The 26,198-nt window shown below is 64.7% G+C and carries 21 protein-coding genes and 1 pseudogene; 11 read left to right on the top strand and 11 right to left on the bottom strand.

The window, feature by feature from the left end; all coding sequences use genetic code 11:
• Positions 1 to 11 precede the first annotated feature (11 nt).
• From rimM to ffh, 6 genes are all read right to left on the bottom strand, one after another.
• Positions 12 to 524, bottom strand: a complete 513-nt coding sequence (gene rimM, locus BJD12_RS19790; protein ID WP_005989875.1) for a ribosome maturation factor RimM — start codon at positions 522 to 524, stop codon at positions 12 to 14.
• A 43-nt stretch (positions 525 to 567) separates the two neighbouring features.
• Positions 568 to 828 carry a 30S ribosomal protein S16 gene (rpsP, locus tag BJD12_RS19785; RefSeq protein WP_005989876.1) on the bottom strand — a complete coding sequence of 87 codons (261 nt, stop codon included), beginning with the start codon at positions 826 to 828 and terminating at the stop codon, positions 568 to 570.
• A 109-nt stretch (positions 829 to 937) separates the two neighbouring features.
• Positions 938 to 1,735 carry an aminotransferase class IV family protein gene (locus BJD12_RS19780; protein ID WP_005989877.1) on the bottom strand — a complete coding sequence of 266 codons (798 nt, stop codon included), beginning with the start codon at positions 1,733 to 1,735 and terminating at the stop codon, positions 938 to 940.
• Positions 1,726 to 2,817 (bottom strand): NAD(P)H-dependent flavin oxidoreductase, encoded by a 1,092-nt coding sequence (locus tag BJD12_RS19775; protein ID WP_005989878.1) that lies wholly within the window; start codon positions 2,815 to 2,817, stop codon positions 1,726 to 1,728. Before BJD12_RS19775 ends, BJD12_RS19780 begins: the two co-directional genes overlap by 10 nt.
• A gap of 7 nt (positions 2,818 to 2,824) precedes the next feature.
• Positions 2,825 to 3,652: a DUF2314 domain-containing protein gene (locus BJD12_RS19770; RefSeq protein ID WP_005989879.1), complete on the bottom strand. Its 828-nt coding sequence runs from the start codon at positions 3,650 to 3,652 to the stop codon at positions 2,825 to 2,827.
• A 262-nt stretch (positions 3,653 to 3,914) separates the two neighbouring features.
• Entirely contained in the window at positions 3,915 to 5,291 is a 1,377-nt protein-coding gene (gene ffh, locus BJD12_RS19765; protein WP_039420145.1) for a signal recognition particle protein, read from the bottom strand.
• Between the two features lie 286 nt (positions 5,292 to 5,577).
• On the opposite strand from ffh, the gene BJD12_RS19760 reads away from it, so the two are divergent.
• Positions 5,578 to 6,369, top strand: coding sequence for a cytochrome C assembly family protein (locus BJD12_RS19760; protein ID WP_005989881.1), 792 nt, complete (start codon positions 5,578 to 5,580; stop codon positions 6,367 to 6,369).
• 369 nt (positions 6,370 to 6,738) lie between these two features.
• On the opposite strand, the gene BJD12_RS19755 is transcribed toward BJD12_RS19760, so the two are convergent.
• Positions 6,739 to 7,788: an aldose epimerase family protein gene (locus tag BJD12_RS19755; RefSeq protein WP_005989882.1), complete on the bottom strand. Its 1,050-nt coding sequence runs from the start codon at positions 7,786 to 7,788 to the stop codon at positions 6,739 to 6,741.
• A gap of 242 nt (positions 7,789 to 8,030) precedes the next feature.
• Here BJD12_RS19755 and BJD12_RS24365 point away from each other — a divergent pair.
• A pseudogene (locus tag BJD12_RS24365) lies at positions 8,031 to 9,614 on the top strand (alpha-N-arabinofuranosidase).
• A gap of 156 nt (positions 9,615 to 9,770) precedes the next feature.
• On the opposite strand, the gene BJD12_RS19740 reads toward BJD12_RS24365, so the two are convergent.
• Entirely contained in the window at positions 9,771 to 10,736 is a 966-nt protein-coding gene (locus BJD12_RS19740; protein WP_005989885.1) for a LysR family transcriptional regulator, read from the bottom strand.
• Between the two features lie 134 nt (positions 10,737 to 10,870).
• Here BJD12_RS19740 and BJD12_RS19735 point away from each other — a divergent pair, with 134 nt between their 5' ends.
• The gene (locus BJD12_RS19735; RefSeq protein WP_039420142.1) at positions 10,871 to 11,146 is read left to right on the top strand and encodes a DUF2798 domain-containing protein; all 276 of its coding nucleotides are present in this window, start codon (positions 10,871 to 10,873) and stop codon (positions 11,144 to 11,146) included.
• Positions 11,147 to 11,519: 373 nt separating this feature from the next.
• Positions 11,520 to 12,869 carry a glycoside hydrolase family 16 protein gene (locus tag BJD12_RS19730; RefSeq protein ID WP_005989889.1) on the top strand — a complete coding sequence of 450 codons (1,350 nt, stop codon included), beginning with the start codon at positions 11,520 to 11,522 and terminating at the stop codon, positions 12,867 to 12,869.
• Between the two features lie 31 nt (positions 12,870 to 12,900).
• On the opposite strand, the gene BJD12_RS19725 is transcribed toward BJD12_RS19730, so the two are convergent.
• Together BJD12_RS19725 and BJD12_RS19720 are read right to left on the bottom strand one after the other, a co-directional pair.
• Positions 12,901 to 13,269 (bottom strand): response regulator, encoded by a 369-nt coding sequence (locus BJD12_RS19725; protein WP_005989891.1) that lies wholly within the window; start codon positions 13,267 to 13,269, stop codon positions 12,901 to 12,903.
• Complete coding sequence (locus BJD12_RS19720) at positions 13,262 to 14,425, bottom strand: two-component system sensor histidine kinase NtrB (RefSeq protein WP_005989893.1); 1,164 nt, start codon at positions 14,423 to 14,425, stop codon at positions 13,262 to 13,264. The genes BJD12_RS19725 and BJD12_RS19720 overlap by 8 nt, the downstream gene beginning before the upstream one ends.
• 157 nt (positions 14,426 to 14,582) lie before the next feature.
• Between BJD12_RS19720 and BJD12_RS19715 the strand changes: the two genes are divergently transcribed.
• From BJD12_RS19715 to trxC, 6 genes are all read left to right on the top strand, one after another.
• Complete coding sequence (locus BJD12_RS19715) at positions 14,583 to 17,753, top strand: response regulator (RefSeq protein WP_005989895.1); 3,171 nt, start codon at positions 14,583 to 14,585, stop codon at positions 17,751 to 17,753.
• A complete protein-coding gene (locus BJD12_RS19710) occupies positions 17,726 to 18,574 on the top strand; it encodes a CheR family methyltransferase (RefSeq protein WP_172797228.1) in 849 nt (282 codons plus the stop codon). The genes BJD12_RS19715 and BJD12_RS19710 overlap by 28 nt, the downstream gene beginning before the upstream one ends.
• Complete coding sequence (locus BJD12_RS19705) at positions 18,571 to 19,155, top strand: chemotaxis protein CheB (protein ID WP_005989898.1); 585 nt, start codon at positions 18,571 to 18,573, stop codon at positions 19,153 to 19,155. The genes BJD12_RS19710 and BJD12_RS19705 overlap by 4 nt, the downstream gene beginning before the upstream one ends.
• The gene (locus BJD12_RS19700; RefSeq protein ID WP_005989900.1) at positions 19,152 to 20,276 is read left to right on the top strand and encodes a hybrid sensor histidine kinase/response regulator; all 1,125 of its coding nucleotides are present in this window, start codon (positions 19,152 to 19,154) and stop codon (positions 20,274 to 20,276) included. The genes BJD12_RS19705 and BJD12_RS19700 overlap by 4 nt, the downstream gene beginning before the upstream one ends.
• A gap of 381 nt (positions 20,277 to 20,657) precedes the next feature.
• On the top strand, positions 20,658 to 21,023 hold the full coding sequence (locus tag BJD12_RS19695; RefSeq protein ID WP_005989902.1) for a DUF1428 domain-containing protein: 366 nt from the start codon (positions 20,658 to 20,660) through the stop codon (positions 21,021 to 21,023).
• A gap of 178 nt (positions 21,024 to 21,201) precedes the next feature.
• Positions 21,202 to 21,651, top strand: coding sequence for a thioredoxin TrxC (gene trxC / locus BJD12_RS19690; RefSeq protein ID WP_005989903.1), 450 nt, complete (start codon positions 21,202 to 21,204; stop codon positions 21,649 to 21,651).
• A gap of 91 nt (positions 21,652 to 21,742) precedes the next feature.
• Here the strand turns inward: trxC and BJD12_RS19685 are convergent, their stop codons facing one another.
• A complete protein-coding gene (locus tag BJD12_RS19685; protein ID WP_005989905.1) occupies positions 21,743 to 24,103 on the bottom strand; it encodes a TonB-dependent receptor in 2,361 nt (786 codons plus the stop codon).
• A gap of 301 nt (positions 24,104 to 24,404) precedes the next feature.
• On the opposite strand from BJD12_RS19685, the gene BJD12_RS19680 reads away from it, so the two are divergent.
• Entirely contained in the window at positions 24,405 to 26,042 is a 1,638-nt protein-coding gene (locus BJD12_RS19680; RefSeq protein WP_005989908.1) for a glycoside hydrolase family 43 protein, read from the top strand.
• Positions 26,043 to 26,198 lie beyond the last annotated feature (156 nt).

The raw sequence follows: 26,198 nt of genomic DNA, 5'->3' as shown, positions 1-26,198 counted from the left end.
CACCGCCTTGATCAGAAATCCGGGTCCCAGTCGACCACGATCAGATTGGCCTCGAAGTCCACCGATTTGACGAACTCGGGAAACACGAACGGGATCATCCGTTCGCGATCGCCGCGCACGACGACCACATCGTTGGACCCGGTGGAAAACAGATGCGACACCGTGCCGAGCTTGACGCCCTCGACGGTTTCCACCTGCAGTTCTTCCAGATCCACCCAATAATATTCGTCGGGATTGGGTGGCGGCAACGCGCTGCGGGCGACGTAGATCTCGGTACCGTGCATGGCCTCGACCGTATCGCGGTCGGTCACGTCCGGGAACACCGCAATCAGATTCTTGCCCTGATCGCGTCCACGCACGCCGCTCACGACGGTTTCCTGCCCCGACGGCGAACGCACGATCCACGGTTGATACCGGAAGATCGCACTGCGCGGCTCGGTCCAGGACTCGAGCTTCAGCTCGCCCTTGACACCAAAAGCGCCGACAATCCTGCCTAACAGGATGCGGCGCTCGGTCGGCTTCATCTGTGTCGACTCCGGGCCAGGCAGCGATGCCCGGCCCTCAAGATCAGGCCGCAGCGGCCTGGGACTTGGATGCTTCGCGATACAGGTTGCGCACCTTGTCGGTCAGCTGTGCGCCCTGGCCGACCCAATGGTCGACGCGTGCAACGTCCAGCACGATGCGCGGTTCTGCGCCCTGCGCAACCGGGTTGTAGTAACCCAGACGCTCGATGTTGCGGCCGTCGCGCGCGCTGCGCACGTCGGTCACGATGATGTGGTAGAACGGACGCTTCTTGGCGCCGCCGCGGGTCAGTCGAATCTTGACCATGGTGTCGTTTTCCTGATTTGCCCAGTCGCCAGAGTGGCGCGGTAAGCCAGCGATTATAGCGGGCTCCGGCAGCGAAGCCAAGCCACCTTTCGCCGGCACCGCAGATTGCTCAGATCCTTTGCCAGGCATGGGTTTGCAGGGCCCGCTCCAGCAGCGGCAGCTGCGCCGCATGCGGACCCCAACGTGCCGGCCCCAGCGCCACGATGGCCTGCTGCCCGCGCGCATTGCAGGCGAACGCGCCATCAAAACGGTCCAGCTCGCTCAGCTCCACCGGGCGACTGACCTGGGCGATGCCCAGCGCCTTCAGCCCGGACTGCAGCAACTGCTGCCGGGTCCCCAGTAGCGCCGGCCCTTGCGGCCAGACCACCCCGCCGCGCTCCCACAGTCCCAGATTCCAGAACGCCCCCTCCAGCACCCTGCCCTGCTGATCCTGCAGCACCACATCGTCGTGGTCGGCCTGCATGGCCAGGCGGCGCAGATGCAGCAATGGGAAGGTACCGACATGCTTGAGTTCCGGCCGCTCGCGCACGTAATCGGTCACCTGCACGCGCAGCCCGGTCTCCGGCATGTCCGCTGGCGGCGAGATGGCGACCAGCACATCCAGTGCGACCTCGCGCAATGGATTGCGGAAATCGTACTCGGGCGCGAACACGGTGACGCGCAGGCTGGCATCGGCCATGGCCGATGCCACCAATGCAGCATGCAACTGCGCCCGCAGCCGATCCGCTTCCAGCTCCTGACCAAACAGCGCGCGGCTGCCTTCCTGCAGACGCTGCAAATGCAGGTCCAGCCCCAGCGTGGCACCGTCGCGCACTTGCAGCGTGGTGAAGTGGCCGTAGTTGATCAGCGCCGCAGCACCGAGCTGCTGCACGCTCGCCGGTGCGCCGTTGCAGAAGATCAGCGACATAACAGCGCCTGCGCCTGCGTCCACCACTGCGTGACCAGTTCACCGGCCGGCTGCGCGGGCGCCATCCATGCCGATTGGCCTGCCCAGGCCTGCATCGATGCCAGACGGTTGTCGCGCGCCGCTGCCTGGCGCATCGCTGCGGTCAGGCCGCGCTGCACCGGATATGGGGCAGGCGGCGGCGCATCCGCAGCAGTGGCGGCACGCACGTAAGAGGTGAGCAATGCCCGCCCCAACCGGCCTGAAAACGCGCGGGTTGGCTGGGTATCTTCCGGCTCGGCGTCCGCCAATGCATCGGCCCAGGCGTCGGGCAATGCCGCTTCGGGGGTGCGTAGCAAGCCGGTGCCGATCTGCACCGCGCTCGCGCCCAGCGTCAGCGCGGCAGCGATGCCGCGCGCATCAGCAATGCCGCCGGCGGCGATGACCGGAATCTCCAGCTGATCGACAAGCCGCGGCAGCAAGGCGAACAACCCGGTCATCTGCCGCTCCGCATGACCGGCATCGAACGCGCCGCGATGGCCGCCCGCTTCAGCCCCTTGCGCAACCACCGCATCCGCGCCTGCAGCCTGCGCCGCACGCGCTTCCTCCAGCGTGGTGGCGCAGGCGAACCAGGCGATGCCGGTCGCCTTCAGCCGCGCAATCTGGTCGGGCCGGAACAGGCCCATGATCGAGGAGGCCACTGCCGGGCGGACAGCGAGCAAGGCGTCGAACTGCGCATCGAAGTCGGCTGGGGTGGCATCGCCTGCGGCCTCGGCCACCGGCGGGCCCCACTGCGCAAGAAAACCGCGCAGGCGCGACTCCGCATCTGCATTGCGGACAGGGGCCGGATCGGGAATCCACAGATTGACCTGCGCAGGCCCGTCACCAGCCTGCCGGAAGGCGTGCATCCACGCCACGATGTCCTGCGGCTGCGACAACACCGCCCCCATCGCGCCCATGCCACCCGCGTTGGCGACAGCGGCCGACAGCGGCACCGGGCAGGCGCCGGCCATGGGACTGAGCAGGATCGGAACGCGCAAGCCAAAGCGCTCGCAGAAGGTGGCGACGTTTGAGTACGGGCCTTTCAACGCGAGCGACTGTGTCATGGCGACCTCAGGGATGCTCTTCGAGCAGTTGCACGATTCTGGGCCACTGCATCTGCCGCGCCAGGTCCAGCGCGGTTTTTCCCGAGGGCGTGCGTAGCGACGCATCCGCGCCGTACTTGAGCAGCAACGAGACCGGCTGATAATTGCCAGCCAAGGCATCGCGTTGCAAGAGCGTCCAGCCAGCGTCGTCGCGGAAATGTGCCATCTCAGGCTGGTCGCGCAGGCCCTGGTCGAACTGGGCGGTCATGTTCTCGCTCATCGGATGCTCGCACTCGGACGGATCCTGCTCCGCTGCGATGGGCTGAGCCGGCCTGCTGCCAAACATCTTGCCGAACAAACCGCCTTTGCGCTCCTGCACGCGCGCAGGCACCAGGCGCACTGCGCCCGGGCCGCCGAAATCCAGGCCCCAGGCGGCATCGTGTTCAGCGCGTTCGTCCTGCGACATCGTGCGACGCATCGCATCGATGGTGTGGCCGCCGTACGCCAGCCCGTCGCTGACGTACATCCAGTCTTCCAGTTCGCCAATGGGCGCAGAGACAGCGTCGCCTGCGGTCAGCCCCGAGATCCATGCAGGGTCGTTGAGCAGGTTGCCGGACAGCTGGTCGCCGTCGAACTGCACGTCCGATACCCACATGTGTTCGTGCGAAGGCGCACCAATTGCAGAAGCGTCCGTGGCAAACGGCAATTTGATCGCCGCCAGCGACAGCGCCGGCACGATCCGACGATATTCCCAGGACAGTTCCCGCCAGAAAAATTTGAATGTCGCGCGTGCATCGGCATACGCCGCCAACATCGCAGCGTCGTCCTGGGCGGGGTAAACAAGGCTTTCGGTCATCTATCCATCTCGAAGGCGAACTGGGCGCCACGCGTGGAAGGCGCAGTCAGGCTGCGGCGAGATCACGCCAGCGGCGCACAGCCTGGCATCATCTCAGAAAGTCTTCGCCTCAACGGCTTGCATGCCGGACCTACAATCAGCCAGCGCGCACGCCATTGGCGCGTCGCAGCTTCGTCGCAACGACGCAAAGGGCCAGACCTATCACGTCAATCTACCGAGCATCAACGCGATGCGCGGCGCACTCGCAAGCAATTGGGCAGACTCAACGGAACGGCATACCGCCGCGGCCGCCCATGGCGCCCATCATGCCCTTCATGTTGCGCATCAGGCCCTTCATGCCGCCGCCGGCCAGCTTGCCCATCATCTTTTCCATCTGCTGGTACTGCTTCATCAGCTTGTTGACGTCGGCCGGCAACATGCCCGAGCCACGTGCAATACGGGCGCGGCGCGAGCCGTTGAGCAGGGCCGGGTTGCGGCGTTCCTTCTTGGTCATCGAATTGATGATGGCGATCATGCGCGGCACTTCCTTGCCGGTGACCTGCTGCTTGACGTTATCCGGGATCTGGCCCATGCCCGGCAGCTTGTCCATCAGCCCATGGATGCCGCCCATGTTCTGCATCTGCTCGAGCTGTTCCTTCATGTCGTTGAGGTCGAACTTCTTGCCCTTGGCAACCTTGGCGGCGAGCTTGGCGGCCTTTTCCTGGTCGACGCTGTGCTCGACCTGCTCCACCAGCGACAGCACGTCGCCCATGTCCAGGATGCGGCTGGCGACGCGATCCGGATGGAACACATCCAGGCCGTCTGTCTTTTCGCCGGTACCGACGAACTTGATCGGCTTGCCGGTGATGTAGCGCACGCTCAGCGCGGCACCGCCGCGGGCGTCGCCGTCGGTCTTGGTCAGCACCACACCGGTGAGCGGCAGTGCCTCGCCGAAGGCCTTGGCGGTGTTGGCGGCGTCCTGGCCGGTCATCGCATCGACCACGAACAGGGTCTCGGTAGGGTTGACCGCGGCGTGCAGCGCCTTGATCTCGTCCATCATTGCCTGATCGATCGCCAGGCGGCCGGCGGTATCGACCAGCAGCACGTCGGCAAAGGACTTACGCGCATCGCTGATGGCCGCACGCACGATGTCGACCGGCTTTTGCGAGGCATCGGAGGGGAAGAACAGCACGCCGACCTGCTCGGCCAGGGTCTTGAGCTGCTCGATCGCGGCCGGGCGATAGACGTCGGCCGAGACCACCATGACCTTCTTCTTGCGCTTTTCCTTCAGGTGCTTGGCGAGCTTGCCGACCGTCGTGGTCTTGCCCGCACCCTGCAGGCCGGCCATCAGGATGATGGCTGGCGCCGGCACATTGAGGTTGAGGTCGGCCGCGGCGGCGCCCATGACGGCGGTGAGCTCGTCGCGCACGATCTTGATCAGCGCCTGGCCCGGGGTCAGCGACTTGAGCACTTCCTGGCCGACCGCGCGTACCTTGATGCGCTCGATCAGCGCCTGCACCACCGGCAATGCGACGTCGGCTTCGAGCAGCGCGATGCGCACTTCACGGGTGGCTTCGCGGATGTTCTCCTCGGTCAGGCGGCCGCGGCCGCGCAGGCGCTCCATGGTACCGGAGAGACGTTGGGTAAGGGACTCGAACATGCGCAAAGGACCGCGTAAGGGGAAACGGGCACCGATTATAGCGGCACCGGCTGACGGCCTGCCCCGGTCAGCGCCCCGCCAGGTACCAGGGCCCCGGCGTGTCCCGACATGATCAGCTCGCTCAAGCCGGCCGCGCCACCGCCAGCCCAACGACGCTTCAGGTCAATGCCCGGACCCCAGCTGCTTCGCTGCCAGCCCCTCAAATCTTGCGCGCCCCGGCTACTGCTTACCGAATCCCGATTGCCGAATCCCGAATCCCCGCCCACCAATATGCGAAACTTCCACGATGACAATCGTTCTCATCGCGTTCGCGTTGTATCTGCTGGCCGCGGCGCTGCTCACCCGGGCGGTGCTACGCGACGGCAACCAGGCACCTGCACACTGGCTGGCGCCTGCACTGGCGGCGGTGGCACTGCATGCCGGGTACCACGTGCTGGTAGCGTTCCGCACCGCCGGCGGGCCGGACATGCATTTTTTTGCAGCGCTGTCGCTGTGCGGCCTGGGCATGGCCGCGTTGACGGCAGTGTTTGGCGGCCGCGGGCGGATGGCAGCGGTGGGCGTGGTGGTGTTTCCGCTTTCGGCGATCCTTCTGGCCTGTTATCACTCCTACGGCCACGAGCCGAGCGCGGACCTGGGCTGGCGGCTGGAGTTGCACGCCTGGATGGCGCTGCTGGCCTACGCCACGCTGGGCATCGCCGCGTTGCTGGCGATCATGCTGTGGCTGCAGGAGCGTGCGCTGCGACGCCGCGACTTCCATACCTGGCTGCGGGCGTTGCCGCCGTTGACCGAACTAGAAACCTTGTTGTTCCGCACGATCGCGGTCGGCTTCGTGTTGCTGAGCCTGACCCTGTTGACCGGGCTGCTGTTTGTGCAGGATTTCCTGGCGCAGCGGCTGCTGCACAAGACCGTGCTCAGCATCCTGTCGTGGATCGTGTTCGGCGCACTGCTGGTCGGCCGCTGGCGCAATGGCTGGCGCGGCACCAAGGCAGTGCACTGGACGCTGACTGCGATGGCATTGTTGGTGCTGTCGTTCTTCGGCAGCAAGTTCGTAATCGAACTGGTGCTGGGGCCGCGTTGATGGCGGTGGGCGTGCAACTGCTCCGCACCTAACCTGGGGCGGGACGGCACGCCGGATGTGGACAACTTTGGGTCACTGCACGTTGATGCCACCGCCCCATGACCCACGCATCGGGCGTTTCGGCCAATGCGCGGACCATACGCCATCGAGTGCAGGCGGAACGGCTTGCCGCTGCGGCGTCTATCGACAATCAGGGTGACCTGACTGCTGTATGGATCGGCGTGCGATGGCGTGCGCGTGCAATTCCACTGCATCGCTGGCGCCCAACCAGCGAGCGCGCACTATGCCCAAACGGTTAGGAGACCCGGCCCCCTGTGCTGCAAGCAGCCGCCGCGCCGCCCGACCCCGTTCCGTTCGCTGAGGTGACCTTCAAGCATCCAGCGCAGCACTGACCACATCCCAAGGCTGGTCCGGGCCAGGGCTGGCGAAGCGATAGACGATGCGGCGGCGGTAGGTCTCGCCCGGGCGCAGGATCGTGGACGGGAAGTTGGCGTGATTGGGCGCGTTCGGATAGTCCTGTGGCTCCAGGCAGACCCCGCGGCCCAGGCCCGGGTGATGGGCGTCCAGATGCTGCCCCTCGTAAAGCTGCACTGCCGGTGCATCGCTGTGGATGCGTAGCGCCACGCCACTGTGCGGCGAGTACAACTCGGCCACGCGGTCCGCGCCGTGTGCCAGGACCAGGCACTGGTCATAGCCCTTGCCGAGCACCACCTGCGGATGCGCGGGGTCGATGCGGTCGGCCAGCGCAGCAGGCGTGCGGAAATCGAAAGGCGTATCCGCTACCGAGGCGATCTCGCCGGTCGGAATCGATTCGGCATCCACCGGCAGATAGCGGTCGGCAGGCACGCGCAACACCTGTGACGCTGCCCGCGTGTGCGGGTCGCCCGACAGGTTGAAGTACGGGTGATGGGTCAGGTTCAACGGCGTCGCGGCATCGCACTGTGCTTCGAAGTCCAGCTGCAGGCGGCGCTCGTGCAGCGCCAGACGCGCACGCACTTGCAGATTGCCGGGGTAGCCTTCTTCGCCATCGGGCGAGTCGTAACCCAGCAGCACGTGATCCGGGGCCTGCTCCAGCACGCTCCACACGCGTCGGCCAAAGCCACGCAGGCCGCCATGCAGCTGGTTGCGCCCTTCGTTGGCGGCGAGCAGATGCGTCACCCCATCCAGGGTGTAGCGCGCACCGGCAATGCGATTGCCGAAGCGGCCCACCAGGATATTGAGGCTGTCGCCATCGGCCGCATAGGCAGACAGGTCCGGCAAGGCCAACAGCAGCGGCACCACGCCCTGTGCGGTGGTCAGCCGCAGCGCATGCAGGATGCCGCCATAGGTCAGCACCTCGGCCTCCAGCCCGGCGTCGCTGCGCAGGGTAAGCGCGTGGACCTCGACACCGTCTGGCAACTGCCCGAACACTCGCTGCATGAATCGCCCTGCCACTGATGGAAGCTGGCGAGCATAGCCGTGTCACGCATCTGCCGACCATGCCCTTGCGCACATCTCGGCGGCAAGAGGTTCGCTGCCGCACACCAGCGCACCGGCCGTGCTTGCCTGTATCGCTCGCGCTGCAGCACGACAAGCAACGGCGCCACGCACTACGCTACCGCGGCACTGCTGCTGCGGCAGCGCGTGATCAACCCCAACGACCAACCCAGGAGCGCCAAACGATGCAGTGGATTTCCCTCACGTTGCGGACAGCATGCGGGCGGCTGGCGCATACCGTCGTTGCGGCCGCCCTGGCAACCAGCGTGGGTAGCGTGTCGGCGGCCGAGGTCAAGGTGACCGGGACGCTACGTGTGGATCAACCGGGCGCCCAGGTCTCGCGGCAGCTCTTTGGTCAGTTTGCCGAGCATCTGGGTACCGGCATTTACGGTGGCGTGTGGGTCGGCGCAGACTCCCCGATTGCGAACACACGCGGATACCGCAACGACGTGCTCGCTGCATTGAAAGCCATTGCGGTACCGAACATCCGCTGGCCGGGCGGCTGCTTTGCTGACGAATACCACTGGCGCGATGGCGTCGGCAACCCGGCCAAACGTCCGATCCGCGTCAACACGCATTGGGGTGGTGTCGAAGAGTCGAACCGGTTCGGCACCCATGAGTTCATGGATTTTACCGAGCTGCTCGGCACCCAGGCCTACATCGCCGGCAACGTGGGCAATGCGGCGCCGGACGAGATTGCGCAGTGGACCGAATACATGACCGCCCCCACCCGCTCCAGCCTGGCCAACGAGCGTCGCGCCAATGGCCGCGATGCGCCCTGGCAAGTGCCCTACTTCGGCGTGGGCAACGAGCTGTGGTGATGCGGCGGCAATATGCGGGTGGAATACGCCGCCGACGTGTATCGACGCTACCAGACTTTCGTCAAGGCGCCAGCCAATCAGCCGCTGCTCAAGATCGCCCCCGGCCCCAACAACGACGACTATCACTGGACCGAAGTGATGATGCGCGAGGCCGGCACGCTGATGGACGGCCTGAGCCTGCATTACTACACCGTGCCAGGTGGCTGGCCGCCGCGCGCGTCGTCGACCGACTTCGACGAGAGCGCCTGGATCGACACGCTGTCGCGCACGCTGGTGATGGGCGAATTGATCACCAAACACAGCGCGATCATGGACAAGTACGACCCAGGCAAGAAAGTCGCGCTGGTGGTCGACGAATGGGGCACCTGGTATGCCGGCCTGCCCGACGCGAACCCGGGCTTTCTGCATCAACAAAACAGCCTGCGCGATGCCCTGGTGGCCTCGTTGAACATCGACATCTTCAGCACGCACGCCGAGCGCGTGCGCATGGCCAACATCGCGCAGATGGTCAACGTATTGCAGGCGATGATCCTCACCGATGGCGACAACATGGTGCTGACGCCGACCTACCACGTGTTTGCGCTGTACAAGCCCTACCAGGACGCCACACACCTACCGCTGCAGTTGCAGACGCCCGAGTACCGCCACGGCGACGCGCATGTGCCGGCGGTACACGGCTCAGCAGTGAAGGCGAAGGATGGGCATGTGTATGTCGCGTTGACCAATCTGGATGCAACTGCCGCAGCGACTGTCACCGTGGACGTGAAAGGACTGGCCGCACGCCATGTCGATGGGCAGATTCTGACCGCGCCGGCGATCACTGCACATAACAGCTTTGCGCAGCCACGCGTCGTCGAGCCGAAGGCATTCAACGGTGCGCGTCTGCAAGCGAAGGTGTTGACGGTCGCGCTGCCCGCGCACTCGGTGGTGATGCTCAGGCTGCAGTGAGTGCGCCGTCGCGGCTCACCGTTTCAAGAGCGCGTAGCAAACGACTGCGCGACCACCACGCAGGCCAGGTCGGCGCTCGAAATCAGGTAACACGCGCACTCACCGTGAGTGCGCCATCCACACGCCTTGCGCCGCTCGATACGTAGGTGGAGCGATCTAAACCGATGTGGGCACCGATATCGGCAGCGCGTCCGGTTCGACGGCGCGCCATTCTGGCGGCAGGCGCTCGAGTAGGTGCGCCATAAAGGCGCGCACCTTCGGGGTGAAGTCGCGGCGGTCGGCGACGCAGAGAAACAAGCGCAATGGCTCGATCGCCGGCTGCATGGTGTCGCTGCCATCGGGCAGGAAGAGTGCCTGCAGCTTCCCGTGCTGCAGGTAGGGCTGCACGACGAAGGCGGCCAGCCGGGTAATGCCGCCGCCGGCCACCGCCATGGTGGCCAGCGCGTCGACATCGTCGCTGACCATCGCCTGCCCGAGTTGCGGTTGAAACCGCACGCCGTTGCGCACGAAGTTCCAACGCAGGAAGCGCCCATCGACCGGGTAACGCAGCAACAGGCAGTCGTGATACTTGAGCTCGTCCGGGTGCGTGGGCGTGCCGCAGCGGGCCAGATACTCGGGCGCGGCGCAGACCACGAACGGTACCTGCGCGATGCAGCGTGCCACCAGGCCGTCGTCGAGCTGCGCTTCGATGCGCAGGCTGACATCGATATTCTCCTGCGCATGCTGCACCACGCGGTCGGTGCACAACAGTTCGATCTCCAGCTGCGGATACCGTTGCCGCAGCGCAGGCAGCATCGGTGCCAGGACATGGCGCGCAAACGCGGCAGTGCTGGCCACGCGCAATCGCCCCGCAGGTGCCTGCTGCGGGCCGGCCACGAGTTGCCGCGCACGCTCCAGGTCGCGCTCAAGCTGCCGCACTTGTTCGAAATACAGCGCACCGCGCTCGGTCAGTGCCAGGCTGCGAGTGGTCCGATGCAGCAGGCGCGCGCCCAGGTGCTGCTCCAGCCGGGCAATGTTCTGACTGACCGCGGCGGCGCTGACGCCCAGCACCTTTGCCCCGCCGGCGATGCTGCCTGCGTCAACAGTGCTGACGAAACTGCGAATCGACTGAATAATATTCATTTATTGAGCAACTATTCCCGAGCCATTCGTAAGATCTGCTTACGTAAGCCGCAAGGTTACGCGATCTACCCGGCCAGCGACGCGCATTCTAGAGTTGCCCTACGCCGCTGGTTCGCGGCCATCGAGGTCACCGCATGTCGTCATCCCCACCTTCTTCCGCACTGGCACGCCCGCGCTGGAAGCTTGGCGCACGCGCCACCCCGTTTGTGTTTGCGTTCTATATGGCCGCGATCATGGCGCTGCTGATGTGCATCGTGATTACCGGCGCCAACACCGGCCTGGCGCCGGGATTCGGATGGCGCGTGCTGGACGCCTACCGCATTGCGATGCCTACCGCGTTTTGCTGCGTGCTGGTCGTGCGGCCGTTGGTGATCCGCCTGGTCGCGTGGACCGTGCATGCGGGGCACTGAGCAGTGCTGGTAACGCTGATGGTCGCCGCCGGCATGAGGCGCCGATGTCCAGAGGGACTGTCTGCGTACGACGCTCGGATGTCCTAAGCATGCTGCAAGCGCTTGCATGCGTCCTGAAAACCCCGGGGCTTCGGCTGGTGTAGGCAGGCCTGGATCTTCGAGGCATACCCGCTTCTGGGGATCGGCGATCGCAACAGGCTGCTGCCGCGCAACATGCAGCAGCAGCCTGTTGCGACCGTCGTCATACCGATGATGGAATATTCCAGAATGAACACCACGGAACGGAAACACGCCGAACAATTGCTTTGACTCTGAAGTAAGCGCTGCGCAGCGTTGCTCCTCCACGGACACCGGTCCATCGTTGGAGTTACGCATGAGCGTCGTACGCAGCGTCACCCTGCAGTTCGCTGTTGTGCTGGGCCTCGCACTGACACCTTGCGCACAGGCGCAAACCCTGGTGTGGGAAGACAACTTTAATGGGCCGTCCATCGATGGCAGCAAGTGGACCTACGACGTCGGCAACGGCTGTCAGCTTGGCTTGTGCGGCTGGGGCAATGGCGAGATGCAGTACTACACCAGCCGCCCCGACAACGCGCGCATCGAAAACGGACGGCTGGTGATCGACGCGCGCCGCGAGGCGTTCGGGGGCATGCCCTTCACCTCGGCGCGCCTCAAGACCGAAGGCCGCATGCATTTCAAATACGGCACGCTCGAACCGCGCATCAAGACGCCGGTGGTCGGCAACGGGCTATGGCCGGCGTACTGGATGCTCGGCACCATCGGCGTGTGGCCGGGGCGCGGCGAAATCGATCTGATGGAAGCCGGCATGGCTGCGGCGATCGCCAACGGCGCCGCCAATCGCCGTATCGGTGCCGCCGTGCATTGGGACTACAACGGCTCGCAGGCCGACTACGACACCAGCTATACCAGCCCGGTGAATCTGCACAATGATTTTCATGTGTATCGCATGACCTGGGACCCGCAGTTCATCCGCGTCTCGATCGACGGACAGCAGTACTTCGAATTTGCGATTTCCAACATCGAAGGCGCCTCGTTACACGAGTTCCATCAGCCGCACTATCTGCTGCTCAACCTGGCCGTGGGCGTCACCTACACCGGGGTGACCTCACCGGCAGCGGTCACCGCGCTGCTACCGGGCAAGATGGAGGTCGACTACATTCGCCTGTATCAAAACCCCGGTTCGCAACTGTACGTAGGCGCCCAACATACAACGCCGGCCGGACGCTTTGGCGTGTTCACCGACCAGGCCGATACCAGTGCGCGATTGACCTTCGGTCAGGACGCCGAACTCTATCTCTGGAACAACCTCAGCCCGATCGCGCAGGCACCGTTCGAAGGAGGCAATGTCATGGCATATCGCGCCAATGCCGGGGCCTGGTACGGGTTAGGAATTCAGAGCGATTACCGCAATCTGGCTGCCTACGCCGGTGGTGAGCTCAAGCTACAGGTAAAGACCACCACGGCATCGACGTTCAAGATCGGGATCAACACCAGCTTTGGTGACAGCTGGGTGGATTTTGCCGCCGGCGGCAACCAGTACGGACTGGTGCGCGATGGCGTCTGGCACGAGGTGAGTATTCCGCTCAGTGCGTTCCACGACCTGGATCTGCAGGCGGTGAAACAGCCTTTCATGCTGGTTGCCGATCCACCGGCAGCACCGGTGGAGATCGCCATCGACAAGGTGTACTACCAGAGTCGTTGAAGCCGCCGCAGCTGCTTGCTGCCCCCAGCGCTCAGGCGTTGGCGGCAGGCCCCTTCAATAGATCGATCAGCTGACGCAGACGATAGGGCTTGGGCAGGAAGTCGACGCCTGCCGGCAGCGGCGGCAGCTGCGCCTTCGCAAACCCCGATGCCAGAATGACGCGCGCCTGCGGCAGCAGCTGCGCCACCTGCTCGCTCAGCTCAATCCCCGACATGCCGTTAGGCATGCGGACATCGCTGAACACCACATCATACGGGCCGCTGTCGCGCAGCATATGCAAGGCGTCTTGCGCATCGTCAGCGGTGTCGACGTTGATGCCTGCATCGCGCAGTGCCTCGCCGATCAACTCGCGGAGTTCTTCTTGATCTTCCACCATCAGCAGACGCAGGGGTTCAGTCATGCTCGGCCTCCTCGATGGCCGGGAGAAACAGGGTGACAGTGGTACCGCACCCAGGTGCGGTTTGAAGATCGACAAAGCCACCGGATTGGGACGCAAAGCCATATACCTGGCTCAATCCCAGGCCGGAGCCTTTGCCGACATCCTTGGTGGTGAAAAACGGCTCACTGGCGCACTGCGCCACCTGCGCCGACATGCCGGGGCCATTGTCGCGTACTGCAATACTGACGTAACTGCGCACTGCGCCCTGCGGCGCCGACGGTGCGACGCGTCGCTGCGCAGCGGTGATCAGGGTGATGGCACCACCGGCCGGCATCGCATCGCAACTATTGAACACCAGATTGAGCAGCGCAGATTCCAATTGGCTGGGGTCCACGCGCACATCGGGTAGCGCATCGGCAAAATCCAGCGAGAGTGCCACCCCTGCCGGGCAGGCGCGGCGTAACAACTCAAGCGTCCGCGTCACCACCGCGTTGGTGGGGTGCCGCTCCGGAACGAGGCGCTGCCCGCGCGCGAAGGCGAGCAGCTGGCGAGTCAGCAAGGTGCCGCGATCCACCGCGGTCTGCGCCGCCTCCACCAGCATGCGCGTGCGCGCATCGTCGCCGGCACGCAGCGCGATCAGATCCAGGCTGGTCACCATCACCGTCAGCAGGTTATTGAAATCGTGAGCCATGCCCAGCGTCAGCCGCCCCAATGCGTCGACTTTCTGCGAATGCAACAGCGCCTGCTGCGCTTGCTGCAGCAGCCGTTGCGCTTCGTGACGGTCGGTGACATCGCGGGTGATCTTGGCAAACCCGACCAGCACGCCAAACTCCAGCACTGGCTCGATCACCACGCTGGCCCAGAAGCGGCTGCCGCCCTTACGTAGACGCCACCCTTCGGCGGCCAGACGTCCCTGTCGCTTGGCAATGTCCAGATTCTGCATTGGCTCACCGCGCTGCACATCTTCGGGAAGATAGAAGCGCGAAAAATGCGAACCAAGCACTTCATCGGCGCAATAGCCTTTGATGCGCTCACCGCCTGGATTCCAGCTACGCACGTAGCCGCCGAGGTCGAGCATATAAATCGCGTAATCGGAGACGCTTTGCACCAATAGCTGACATTGTCGGCTGTCGTGCGACAGCGGCCCCGCGTTATCGATGGGCGTTTCCGTCTCCATCTCGCGAAGTTTCCCCGCAAAAGCGCGCGACCTTAGTGATGCAAACGTGAAGACTGCGTGCAAGCCAACCCGGCTGCAAAGTGTCAAAAAACCGGCGATTGGCGCGTGAAAGTTATCGGCTACCATGACCGCCCTCCCAGTTAGGTGCGCGTGCCCCATGCAAAACATCTCGACCACACGCGACCGCTGGATCTGGGTCATTGCGGGGGGCCTGATGGCTGGCACGCTGGGCGTGGAATTGGTCACTCCGTTGGGATATGCGGTGTGGCTGACCTATTTCATGGCGGTGGGCGTGACGGTATTCCAGAACCGGCCGCAGGTGCCATTGGTGGTCGGCGTGCTGTCGTGCATCTTGCTGGCGATCGGTTTCCACCTGGCGCCGCCCAGCACCAATTCGAGTTTCTCATCGATCAACCGCAGCATTGGTGGCGTGTCGTTTGTGGCGATGGCGCTGGTAGTGAGGCAGGCAATCGGCGCGCGGCGCCAGGCCGAATTCGCGCTATGGCTGCAACGGGCAGAGAACACGGTCGAAGCGAGCCTGCGCGGCGATCAAAGCCCTGAAGATCTGGCCGATGCAGCGCTGCGCGCCTTGTGCGATACGTTGGATGCCCAGGTCGGCGCGCTGTATCGCGTCGAAGGCGAGCGCCTGCGCCTTACCGGCGGCGCGGCTCTACCGGTCGACATGCCCAAGACGCTGCCCAGCAACGCCGGACAATGGGGCGAGGTATTGCAGCGGGGCACGGTGCGACGCGTGCACGGTGTGGATGCAGGGCATTTGCAGATTGCCTCCGGCCTGGGCCAGAGTGCCTGCCAGGAATTGCTGCTGGCACCGGTGACTGCCGATGGCCGCGTGATCGGCCTGGTGGAACTCGGCCGTGTCAGCGATGCACAGACATCCGGAGCACGCGAGCAAGAGCTGCTTGTCCGCTGCGGCGAAAACATCGGCGTTGCGTTGCGCACGGCGCTGTTGCGCGCGCAGCTGGTCAGCTTGTTGGAAGAAACCCAGCGCCAGAGCGAAGAACTGCAGACGCAGCAGGAAGAACTGCGCGTAGCCAACGAAGAACTGGAAGAACAAAGCCGCAGCCTGCAGCAATCGCAAAGCGATCTGGAGCAGCAGCAGGCAGAGTTGGAACAGACCAACGTACAGCTCGAAGAACGGACCCAGGCACTGGAAGCGCAGAAGCAGGCCTTGCTCATCGCACAAGGCCAATTGGTACGCAATGGCAACGAACTGGCCACCGCCTCGCGCTACAAGTCGGAATTTCTGGCCAACATGTCGCACGAACTGCGCACCCCGCTAAACAGCGCGCTGATCCTGTCCAAGCTGCTCGCCGATAACAAGGACGGCACGCTCAGCCCCGATCAGGTGAAGTACGCGCAGGCGATTCTGTCGTCCAACAATGATCTGCTGGCACTGATCAACGACATCCTGGATCTGTCCAAGATCGAAGCCGGGCACGTGGAACTGGCCGACGAAACCGTCGCCACCAGCTCGGTGCTGCAACGGTTGCGCGACACCTTTGAACCGTTGGCGCGCCAGAAGGGCCTGACCCTGGAGATCGGTGCCGACGCCGGCGCACCGACGCAGCTGGTCGTGGACAACCAGCGTCTGCAGCAGATCCTCAAGAACCTGTTGGCCAATGCCATCAAGTTCACCGAGCGTGGCACGGTGAGCCTGGCGATCCAGGCAGGCGCGCCGGGCCGCGTGCTGTTCAAGGTCAACGACACCGGCATTGGTATTGCGCGCGAGCAGACCGAGGTGATCTTCGAAGCGTTCCGTCAGGCCGACGGCAGCACACGGCGTCGCTATGGCGGTACCGGCTTAGGCCTGTCGATCTCGCGCGACCTGGCGCAACGCATGGGCGGCAGCATCAGCGTGGACAGCGAGCCGGGGCGCGGCAGCTGTTTCACACTGGAAGTACCCACCGACGGTGCGCCGGCGGAGGAGGCAAGCGCCGCCGAGGCGACCTCACCCACGCCATCGAGCGCGACCAACGCTGCCCTGCCGTTGCATCGCTCCTCCGGCATGACCATGTCACCGCGGCTCAGCGCGCACTCCGCTGCGATCGCCACTGCAGTCCCGCTACCCATTCCCGCGCCGACCGCTGCGCCACAGCAACGCATGCAGGACGACCGCGATCGGCGCAGCCGTCCCGGCCGCCTGATCCTTGCGGTGGAAGACGACACCCGCTTTTCGCAGGCGCTGGTGGACCTGGCGCATGAGATGGACTTCGATTGCGTGGTCGCCCCCAATGCCGAAGAAGCACTGCAATTGGCTGCGGAACTGCGCCCGAGCGGCATCCTGCTCGACATCGGCTTACCGGATGCGTCCGGCCTGAGCGTGCTGGAACGCCTCAAACGCGACCCGGCCACCCGCCACATCCCGGTGCATGTGGTGTCGGCCTTGGAACGCAGCCAGATCGCGCTGGAACTGGGCGCGGTCGGCTATCTAATCAAGCCGGCCACACGCGAATTGCTCGCCGGTGCGATCCGTCAACTGGAAGACACCAATGCGCGGGCAGTGCGCCGCCTGCTCATCGTTGAAGACGACAGCGCCTTGCGCGAGAACCTGCAGCTGCTGCTGGCGCGCGACCAATTGGACATCGTTGCGGTGGGCAGCATTGCCGAGGCGATGGCGCAGTTGGCCAGCTCCACCTTCGACTGCATGGTGACCGATCTGGCGTTACCCGATGGCAGCGGCTACGACCTGCTCGAACGCATGGCCGGCAACGACGCAGTGGCGTTCCCGCCGGTCATTGTCTACACCGGGCGCGCACTGACGCGCGACGAAGAGCAGCGCCTGCGCCGTTATTCCAAGAGCATCATCATCAAGGGCGTGCGCTCGCCCGAACGCCTGCTCGACGAAGTCACGCTGTTCCTGCACAGCGTGGAAGCCTCGCTGCCCAGCGACCAGCAGCGCTTATTGCGCGAAGCGCGTCGCCGCGATGCGGTGCTCGACGGCGCCACCGTGCTGCTGGCCGAAGACGACGTGCGCAACATCTTTGCGCTGTCCAGCGTGCTCGAACCGCTGGGTGTGACCCTGGAGATCGCACGCAATGGTCGCGAAGCGCTGGAGCGCCTGGCCGAGCGCGAGGTGGACCTGGTGCTGATGGACATCATGATGCCGGAGATGGATGGCATCACTGCGATGCGCGAAATCCGCGCTAATCGCCAGTGGCAGGATCTGCCCATCATCGCGCTGACCGCCAAGGCCATGGCCGACGACCGCGAGCGTTGCCTGGAAGCCGGTGCCAACGACTACATCGCCAAGCCCATCGACGTGGACAAGCTGGTGTCGCTGTGCCGGGTCTGGTGCTCGCGGCAATGAATCCGGTGGAACTGTTCGATCTGGAACTGCGCGTCCTGCTGGAAGCGGTGTACCAACGCTACCACTACGATTTCCGCGATTACGCGGTGTCGTCGTTACGGCGGCGCATGCGCCATGCCATGGCGCGTTTCGAGTGCGCACGTGTGGCTGACCTGCAGCACCGGTTGCTGCACGAACCGGACACCTTTGCGCAGGCGATGCAGTTCTTCACCGTGCAGGTATCGGAGATGTTTCGCGACCCGGCGTACTTTCGCGTGCTGCGCGAACACGCGGTACCGGTGTTGCGCACCTATCCCTCGATCAAGCTGTGGGTGGCCGGCTGCAGCACCGGCGAAGAGGTCTGGTCGCTGGCGATCCTGCTGCACGAAGAAGGCCTGCTGGAGAAGGCCGTCATCTACGCCACCGACATCAATCCCGAAGCGTTGAACATGGCCGAAGCCGGCGCGTACGGCATCGACCGCATCGCCCAATTCAGCCGCAACTATCTAGATGCCGGTGGCCGTGGATCGTTATCGGACTACTACACCACCGCCTACGACGGCGCGGTATTCGACCGTCGTCTGAAGCGCAATATCGTGTTCGCCGATCACAGCCTGGCCACCGATACGGTGTTCTCCGAAGTACATCTGGTGTCGTGCCGCAATGTGTTGATCTATTTCAACCGCACTCTGCAAGACCGTGCCGTGGGCCTGTTCTTCGATGCGCTGGTGCACCGCGGCTTTCTGGGCCTGGGCAGCAAGGAATCGCTGCAATTCGGCGCGCATGCGCAGGCCTTTGAAACCTGCGCACGCGAACAGCGCCTGTATCGGAAGGCCGCATGAGCGGCAGACCTGTGCACCGGCAGTTCGATGCCATCGTGATCGGCGCGTCCGCTGGTGGCGTGATGGCGCTGCAGGCGCTGTTGTCGCACCTGCCCGCCGATTTACCGATGCCGGTGCTGGTGGTGCTGCATCTGCCGCGCGACCGCACCAGCCATCTGGCCGAGCTGATGGATGCGCGTTGCGCGCTGCCGGTGCGCGAGGCGGACGACAAGCAGCCACTGCACGCCGGCACCGTGACCATTGCCCCGCCGGACTATCACTTGCTGGTAGAGACCCGCGACAGTCTGGCCCTGTCGATGGACGCGCCGGTGCTGTTTTCGCGCCCGGCGATCGACCCCTTGTTCGAATCGGCTGCGGACGTCTTTGCCGAGCGTCTGCTGGCGATCCTGCTCACCGGCGCCAGCAGCGACGGTAGTGCCGGGGTCGCCGCGGTGCGCGCAGCCGGCGGCACCGCCTGGATCCAGCTGCCCGATGATGCCGCGTCTCCACTGATGCCCGCCTCTGCCCTTGCCCACGCCGGCGCCGATGCGGTGCTGACCCTGCAGGCGATCTGCAGCCGACTGGAAGCCTTTCACCCATGAACCTCACCGCGACCGGCCTTGCTGCACAACGCGACGAACCCGCCAAACTCCTGATCGTGGACGACGTGCCGCAGAATCTGGTGGCGATGGAAGCGCTGCTGCAGTGCGACGGCATCCAGGTGCTGTGCGCATCGTCCGGTGCACACGCGCTGGAACTGCTGCTCGAACACGATGTGGCGCTGGCCTTGCTCGATGTGCATATGCCGGAAATGGACGGCTTTTCGCTGGCAGAATTGATGCGCGGCTCGCAGCGCACGCGGCATGTGCCGATCATTTTCCTGACCGCCTCGCCGAACGATCCGATGCGTGCGTTTCAGGGCTACGAAACCGGTGCGGTGGATTTTCTGCACAAGCCGATCGAGCCGCACGTGATCCTGAGCAAGGTCAACGTGTTCATCGAGTTATACCAACAACGGCGGCTGCTCAAGGCGCGCAATGCCTCACTGGAACGCGCACTCACGCTCAATGAAACCATGATGGCGGTGCTCACCCACGACCTGCGCACGCCGCTGTCAGTGATCCTGTTGTGCGCGGACAAGCTGAGCCTGGACGTCGATGGCGACAGCTCCGCTGCACGCACGCTCGAACACCTGGAAAACAGCGCGCGGCGCATGGCGCGCATGGTCGAACAACTGCTGGATTTCTCGCGCCTGCGCACCGACGGGCTGTCGATGCAGTTCGGTCCCTGCAATTTGGGCGAGGTGGCGCACAGCGTCGTTGGCGAGGTGGCGCAAGCCAACCCGCACACCACCATCGACCTGCGTACCGAAGGCGACCTGGACGGCGACGGCGACGGCGACCGGCTGGCGCAGGTGGTGTCCAACCTGGTGGGCAATGCGGTGCTGCATGGCGGCAGTCAACCGGTGCAGGTGCATCTGGATGGCCGCGAGCGCGACGTTGTGCGGCTGTCGGTCCGCAACGCCGGGCACATCCCCGACAGCCTGATGCCGCGCCTGTTCGAACCCTTCAAGGCCAGCTTCCATGCCAGCCAGGGGCTAGGGCTTGGGTTATTCATCGCCGATCAGTTCGTCAAGGCGCATGGCGGTACGCTGCAGGCCCGCAACGAAGATGGCGATGTGGTGTTCGAAGCGAAGTTGCGACGGCACAATCTGGCGGCCTGAGCGCAGCGCGGCGGCAGGCACACACCTGTCGTCCTTCGAGCAGACGCAGCATCGGTGCGCGGCGCGCCTTGCATCCGCGCAGTGTGTGAAACGATTGCGCTGGCCCCGCCTCGATCAACGCATCTTTGCCTAATAGCTCGGCGCTTGGACTGGCAGGCTCATCCACCGCCGTTGTACACCGGCCGCCGCACCCAACCGAGCTCAGCGATTTCCTGCGGCGGTATGCGAGCGCGAGCAGTGCTCGCTGCCACAATGCACCGTATGCTCGCAACCATCGCGCCAGCCCCCACGCCTGGACGTCTGCTTCCACGTTCTCGATCGCACCAACATCTGTTCGTCATCATCAGGCGCACGCCGTGCGCCATGTCAGCGGAGGCGGTTATGTCGTATGTCGATGGGTTTGTTCTTGCAGTGCCTGCAGCCAACAAGGATGCGTTTATCGAGCATGCCCGCATGGGCGATTCGATCATCCTGGAGTACGGCGCGTTGCGTGTGATGGAGTGCTGGGGCGATGATGTCCAGCGCGGTCAGTGGACCGACTTCCAGCGCGCGGTCGACGCCACCGACGACGAGATCGTGGTGTTTTCGTGGATCGAATGGCCGGACAAAGCGACTCGCGATGCGGGCATGCGCAAGATGATGGACGACCCACGCATGGACCCATCGGTCAACCCGATGCCCTTCGATGGCAAGCGCATGATCTATGGCGGCTTCGTTCCGATCGTGGCAGTTGGGCAATCTGGCTGAACCACGTAACGCGCGTTGGCATGCGTGCTGCCAATGGCGGCTGCATGCCCGCGCGGCCGTCGGTCTACTTGCACAGCGTCTTCCGCCGTGACCGTTACACTGGCGATATGCAGCTGCACTCGCCGCCAGCGATAGCCGTGCGTCGCCACTGCACTGCCTGTCCATCGGAGACCACTGCATGACTGACGCACCACTGCTGATCGCCTGCCCGAGCTGCGCTGCCATGAACCGCGTGGCGCGCGCACGCCTGCGCGATGCGCCCAACTGCGGCAGCTGCCATCGGCCGTTGTTTCAGGGGACACCAGTGGCCTTGTCAGCTGCGGATTTCGACAAGCACGCCGTGCGCAGCGAGTTGCCACTGGTGGTGGATTTCTGGGCGACGTGGTGCGGGCCGTGCCTGAGCATGGCACCGCAATTCGCCGCCGCCGCCGCGACGCTGGAGCCGCAGGTGCGGCTGGCCAAGGTGGACACCGATCTGCATCCTGCGCTGGGCACGCGTTTTGGCATCCGTAGCATCCCTACCCTGCTGGTCATCCGCGGCGGGCATGAAATCGGCCGTCATTCCGGCGCGGTGAGCAGCGCGCAGATCGTCAGCTGGGTACGCTCGGTGCTCGAGAACCACGCATAAAAAAAGCCAGCTGCACACGCGCGCAGCTGGCCTTCTTCCATGCACGCGTTGGCGTTGCGGCGTGCGCCGCAACCAACGGATCAACCCGCGATCACTGCCAGTTGACGTTGACCGACACGCCTACAATGCGCGGCTCGTTGTAGACCGCGGCCATGTAGTTTTCGATCACGCCCTTGACGTTCTTTTCGTTGGTGATGTTGCGTGCGAATGCCGCCACTTCCCAGGCACCGTAGCCGCCGGTGTAGCCCAGCTTGAGACCGCCTTCGAAGTTGCCGTCGGCACGGAACTCGGTGGAGTCGTACAGCACGAAGCTGGTCTCGCCCTGCTTGTTCCAGTCGGTGGACACGAAGAAGGCGCCATCGGTACCCATCGGGATGTCGTAGCGCGCGGCCAGGTTGAGGTTGTACTTAGGCGCATTGGGCAAGGGGTTGCCGTCGATCTGCGCGAAGGTGTTGGCACCGACGCGAATGGTGGGGTCGTTGACCGTGCACACCACCACGCCATTGAGCGCGCAGGCCTGCGCAAACACCCGCTTGTCGTTGATTTCGCTATGCAGCAGGCTGAGGCCGGCGGTGAGCGACAGGTTGGAGATCGGGCGCCAGTCCAGATCCGCTTCCAGACCGTAGGCCTTGGCTTTGTCGGCATTGAACAGCACGCCATTGCCATCCGAATCGTTGCCGTTGAGCTGAATGTCATCGACGGTGTAGGTGAAGCCACTGACATTCAGGCGCAGCCGGTTCTGGAACAGGCTGCTCTTGATGCCGGCTTCCCACGACAGGATGGTTTCCGAATCGGCAGTAGTGAAGTCCGAATTGAACACCGCGCTGCGGCCCTGGATGGTGGGGCCGCGGAAGCCGCGTGCCACGCGCGCATACACGCTCAGGTCCGGGTTGAGTTCATACATCGCGCTGAAGTCCCAGCTGGGCTGGGTGTCGGACATGCGCACATCGCGACGGCCGCGGTAAGTCACCGCACCGGCCGCAGTGTCGGCGGTCTTGAGCAAACGGGTTTCCTTGGTGTCCTTGGTCTGGCGGATCCCGGCGGTCAGCGTCAGCGCATCGGTGGCCTTGTAGCTGAGCTGGCCAAAGCCCGCCCACGAGGTATTGGTATTGCGCAGCCGCACCCAGTTGTTGGGATTGCGCGCAGCGGTGCGCAGAAAATACGCACGCTGATAGAAATCGGTGGTGTCGCGGCCATCGAAATAGAACGCGCCCACCTGCCACTGCACCGTGTCGTCGCCCTCGCTGGCCAGGCGCAGTTCCTGGGTGTACTGATCCAGGTCGCGAATCTGTCCCATCGACTGGCCGAACCCGTTCGGCACGCCGTTGACCGGATAGTTGGCCGCCGCGCCGCCATCGGTGTCGCCACGGCTGTAGCCGGAGGTGGTTTCGTAGGCGGTGATCGAGGTCAGCGAGACGCCGCCGAAGTCGTAGATCGCCTTGATCGAGCCACCATCGGTCTTGTAGGCCTGCGGATTGTCGTTGGCTTCGTCGTAGGCCACGCGATCGCGTGGCACTTCGACCTTGTCGCTGCCGCGCGTCACCGCATTGCGCAAAAACAGCGTGGATGTGCCATCGTAATCGCGGGTGTGTACCGAGCCCAGAAGCGAGAACGCTTCGTTGGGCTTGAGCAGCACCTGCAGGCGCGCATTGCGGTCGTTGTAGCCGCCCATCGCGTCCTTGCGCGGCGTGCGCGTGCCATCGGCGCTGCTGCCGGCAAAGGTATTGTCCACCCAGTCGTCGCGGTGCTGGTACAGCGCCGACACCCGGAACGACAGCACATCGTTGATCGGCCCACCGAAGCCGCCGTCCAGCGACACGGTGTTGTAGCTGCCGTAGCTGGCGTCGACACGTCCGGTATAGGTATCGCTAGGTTTGATCGTGTCGAACTTGACGATGCCGGCGGTGGTATTGCGGCCGAACAAGGTGCCCTGCGGGCCGCGCAACACTTCGACCTGGTCCACGTCATAGACCGGGTTGGACTTGAGCACCACGTGCTCCAGCACCACGTCGTCCTGGATGATGGACACCGGCTGCGAAGCACCCAGATAGAAGTCGATGTTGCCCAGGCCGCGGATATAGAAACGCGGGAAGATGCGCCCGGTGGTGGTCTCGGCGTAGAAACCCGGCACGCGGCCGGACAGCGCCAGCAGCGTGTCGTCGCCGCCGGCAGTGAACTCGCGCATCGCCGCGCCCTGCACCACGCCTACCGACACCGGCACGTCCTGCAGGTTCTGCTCGCGGTGCTCGGCGGTGACGGTGACCGCGTCCAGCGCGGTGGGGCTGCCCTCGCCCTGGCTGGTCGGCACTTGCTGGGCCGATGCGGCGGCGGCCATCGAGGCGAGCAGCAGAGCGGCGCAGGCGCGCGCCAGCGGCGTACGTTGCGGTGCACGCGCATCGGAATGCGCAAGGACGGACGTCAGCGACGGAGAGACAGGCGAGTACAACGACATGCGGGTTGATCCTTGGATAAAGACGCGAAGGTGAGTCCGTTCGGCATGGGCCTGCCAGAAGGAGGCGCAGCGTGGCGCCGCGCGCACGATATGTCAGCAATGTTGCAGCGAAGTGGCAGGCGCACCGATCCGCGCCCACCGGCCACGTTACGCACAGCCATGCCACTCCACGCGCGGGACATGGCAAAACGTCATGCCCGGCCCGGCTGCGAGCTGTCATGCTGCCGCGAGGCTGGCGCCATGCCAGTGGGCGCGTATCGGGGGAACTGTCGTGAAACGAGTCGGATGGATAGTGGGCCTGATGGCCACCGTGAGTTGCCAGCTGGCCTACGCCGGCAGCGCGCTGATCACCCAGGTGGATTATCAGGGCGATGACGGCGGCCCGTTGCCGACCGAGGCGCAGTACCGCAATCCGGTGCTGGCGGGGTTTTATCCGGACCCGTCCGCGATCCGGGTCGGCGACGACTTCTATCTGGTCAACTCCACGTTCGGCTACTTTCCCGGCCTGCCGGTGTTCAAGAGCAGCGACCTGGTGCACTGGAACCAGATCGGCAACGCGATCGATCGCACCGACCAGATCGACTACGGCCGCGACGAGCTGACCCGTGGACTGTTCGCTGCCAGCATCAGCTACCACGACGGCACCTTCTACATCGCCAACACCTGTTTTTACTGCGACGGCGGCAACTTCCTGATCACCGCCACCGATCCGGCCGGGCCCTGGTCCGACCCGATCTGGCTCGACGCCAAGGGCATCGATCCGTCGCTGTTCTTCGACGACGACGGCAGCGCCTGGCTGGTCAACAACGATGTGCCCGCCGGCAAACTGCGCTACGACGGGCACCGCGCCATCTGGCTGCAGCAGCTGGACCTGGCCCGCATGAAGCTGATCGGCACGCGTCAGGTGATCGTGGATTCCGGCTTTCAACCGGCCACCAACCCCGAACACATCGAGGGCCCGCATCTGTTTCGCCGCGATGGCTACTACTACCTCACCGCGGCCGAAGGCGGCACCGGCGAGCAGCATGCGCAGATGATCTACCGCAGCCGCCAGATCACCGGCCCCTACGAGCCCTGGAGCGGCAACCCGGTGCTAACCCAGCGCGACCTGGATCCGAGCCGCAGCGCACCGATCACGTCCACCGGGCACGCGCAGTTCGTCGAGCTCAAGGACGGCAGCTGGTGGGCGGTGTTCCTGGGCACCCGCCCGTACCAGGGCAACCACTACGCGCTTGGCCGCGAGACCTTTTTATTGCCGGTGCAATGGCGCGACGGCTGGCCGCAGGTGTTGCCGCATGGCAGCGCCGTGCCGCCGGTAGGCACGCGTCCCGTCTTGCCGATCGGCACCCAGACCCTGCCCACCAGCGGCCCGCTGCAATGGAGCGAGCGCTTTCAGCAGGCGCGCGTGCCGATGCAATGGATGACCATTCACCCGCCCACCCAGCCGTGGTACCTGCCCGGCCCGGCGGGATTGCGCATCACCCCCTCGCCAGTGGCGCTGGGCGATCTCGGTCGCGGTCAACCGGCGTATCTGGGTCATCGCCTGCAGCATCACCACGCCACGCTGGCGGCCAGTATCGATGGCAGCGCGCTGGCAGTAGGCGAACAGGCGGGCCTTGCAATGGTGGCCAAGGAAAGCCATTTCCTGGCGGCCATGCTGGTGCGCGATGAAGCCGGCGCGTCGGTCGTGCTGTATCGCCGCGCCGGTCTGCAGGACCCCAGCACCGGCCGCGTGCTGGCACGCGCACCACTACCCGATACAACGCAGCCGGTGCAGCTGCGCTTCGCACTAGACGGCGCACGCGTGCATGTGGATTTCGCGGTAGGCAGCGGCCAATGGCAGACACTGCTCGACCAGGGCGACGCCACGCTCCTCAGCACCGAGACGGCCGGCGGGTTTCTGGGCGCCACGTTCGGGCCGTACGCATACTCGCGTTGATTGCCGGCACGCGCACACCGCAGTGCCGAGCAATCGACGCGATGCAACGCGAGCAGGAAGCACCGTTGCTTAAGTTGTCTGTGCCTGGCGAGGGCCTGATCGAATGTGCCGCTGCGGAGACGATTTATCGCATCGGTGCCGCAACCGCAGCGTCGT

This window comes from Xanthomonas vesicatoria ATCC 35937 (genome assembly GCF_001908725.1).
Classification (GTDB): domain Bacteria; phylum Pseudomonadota; class Gammaproteobacteria; order Xanthomonadales; family Xanthomonadaceae; genus Xanthomonas; species Xanthomonas vesicatoria.
Note: the sequence above shows the minus strand (reverse complement) of the source record. Positions and strands in the feature narration are given on the sequence as shown.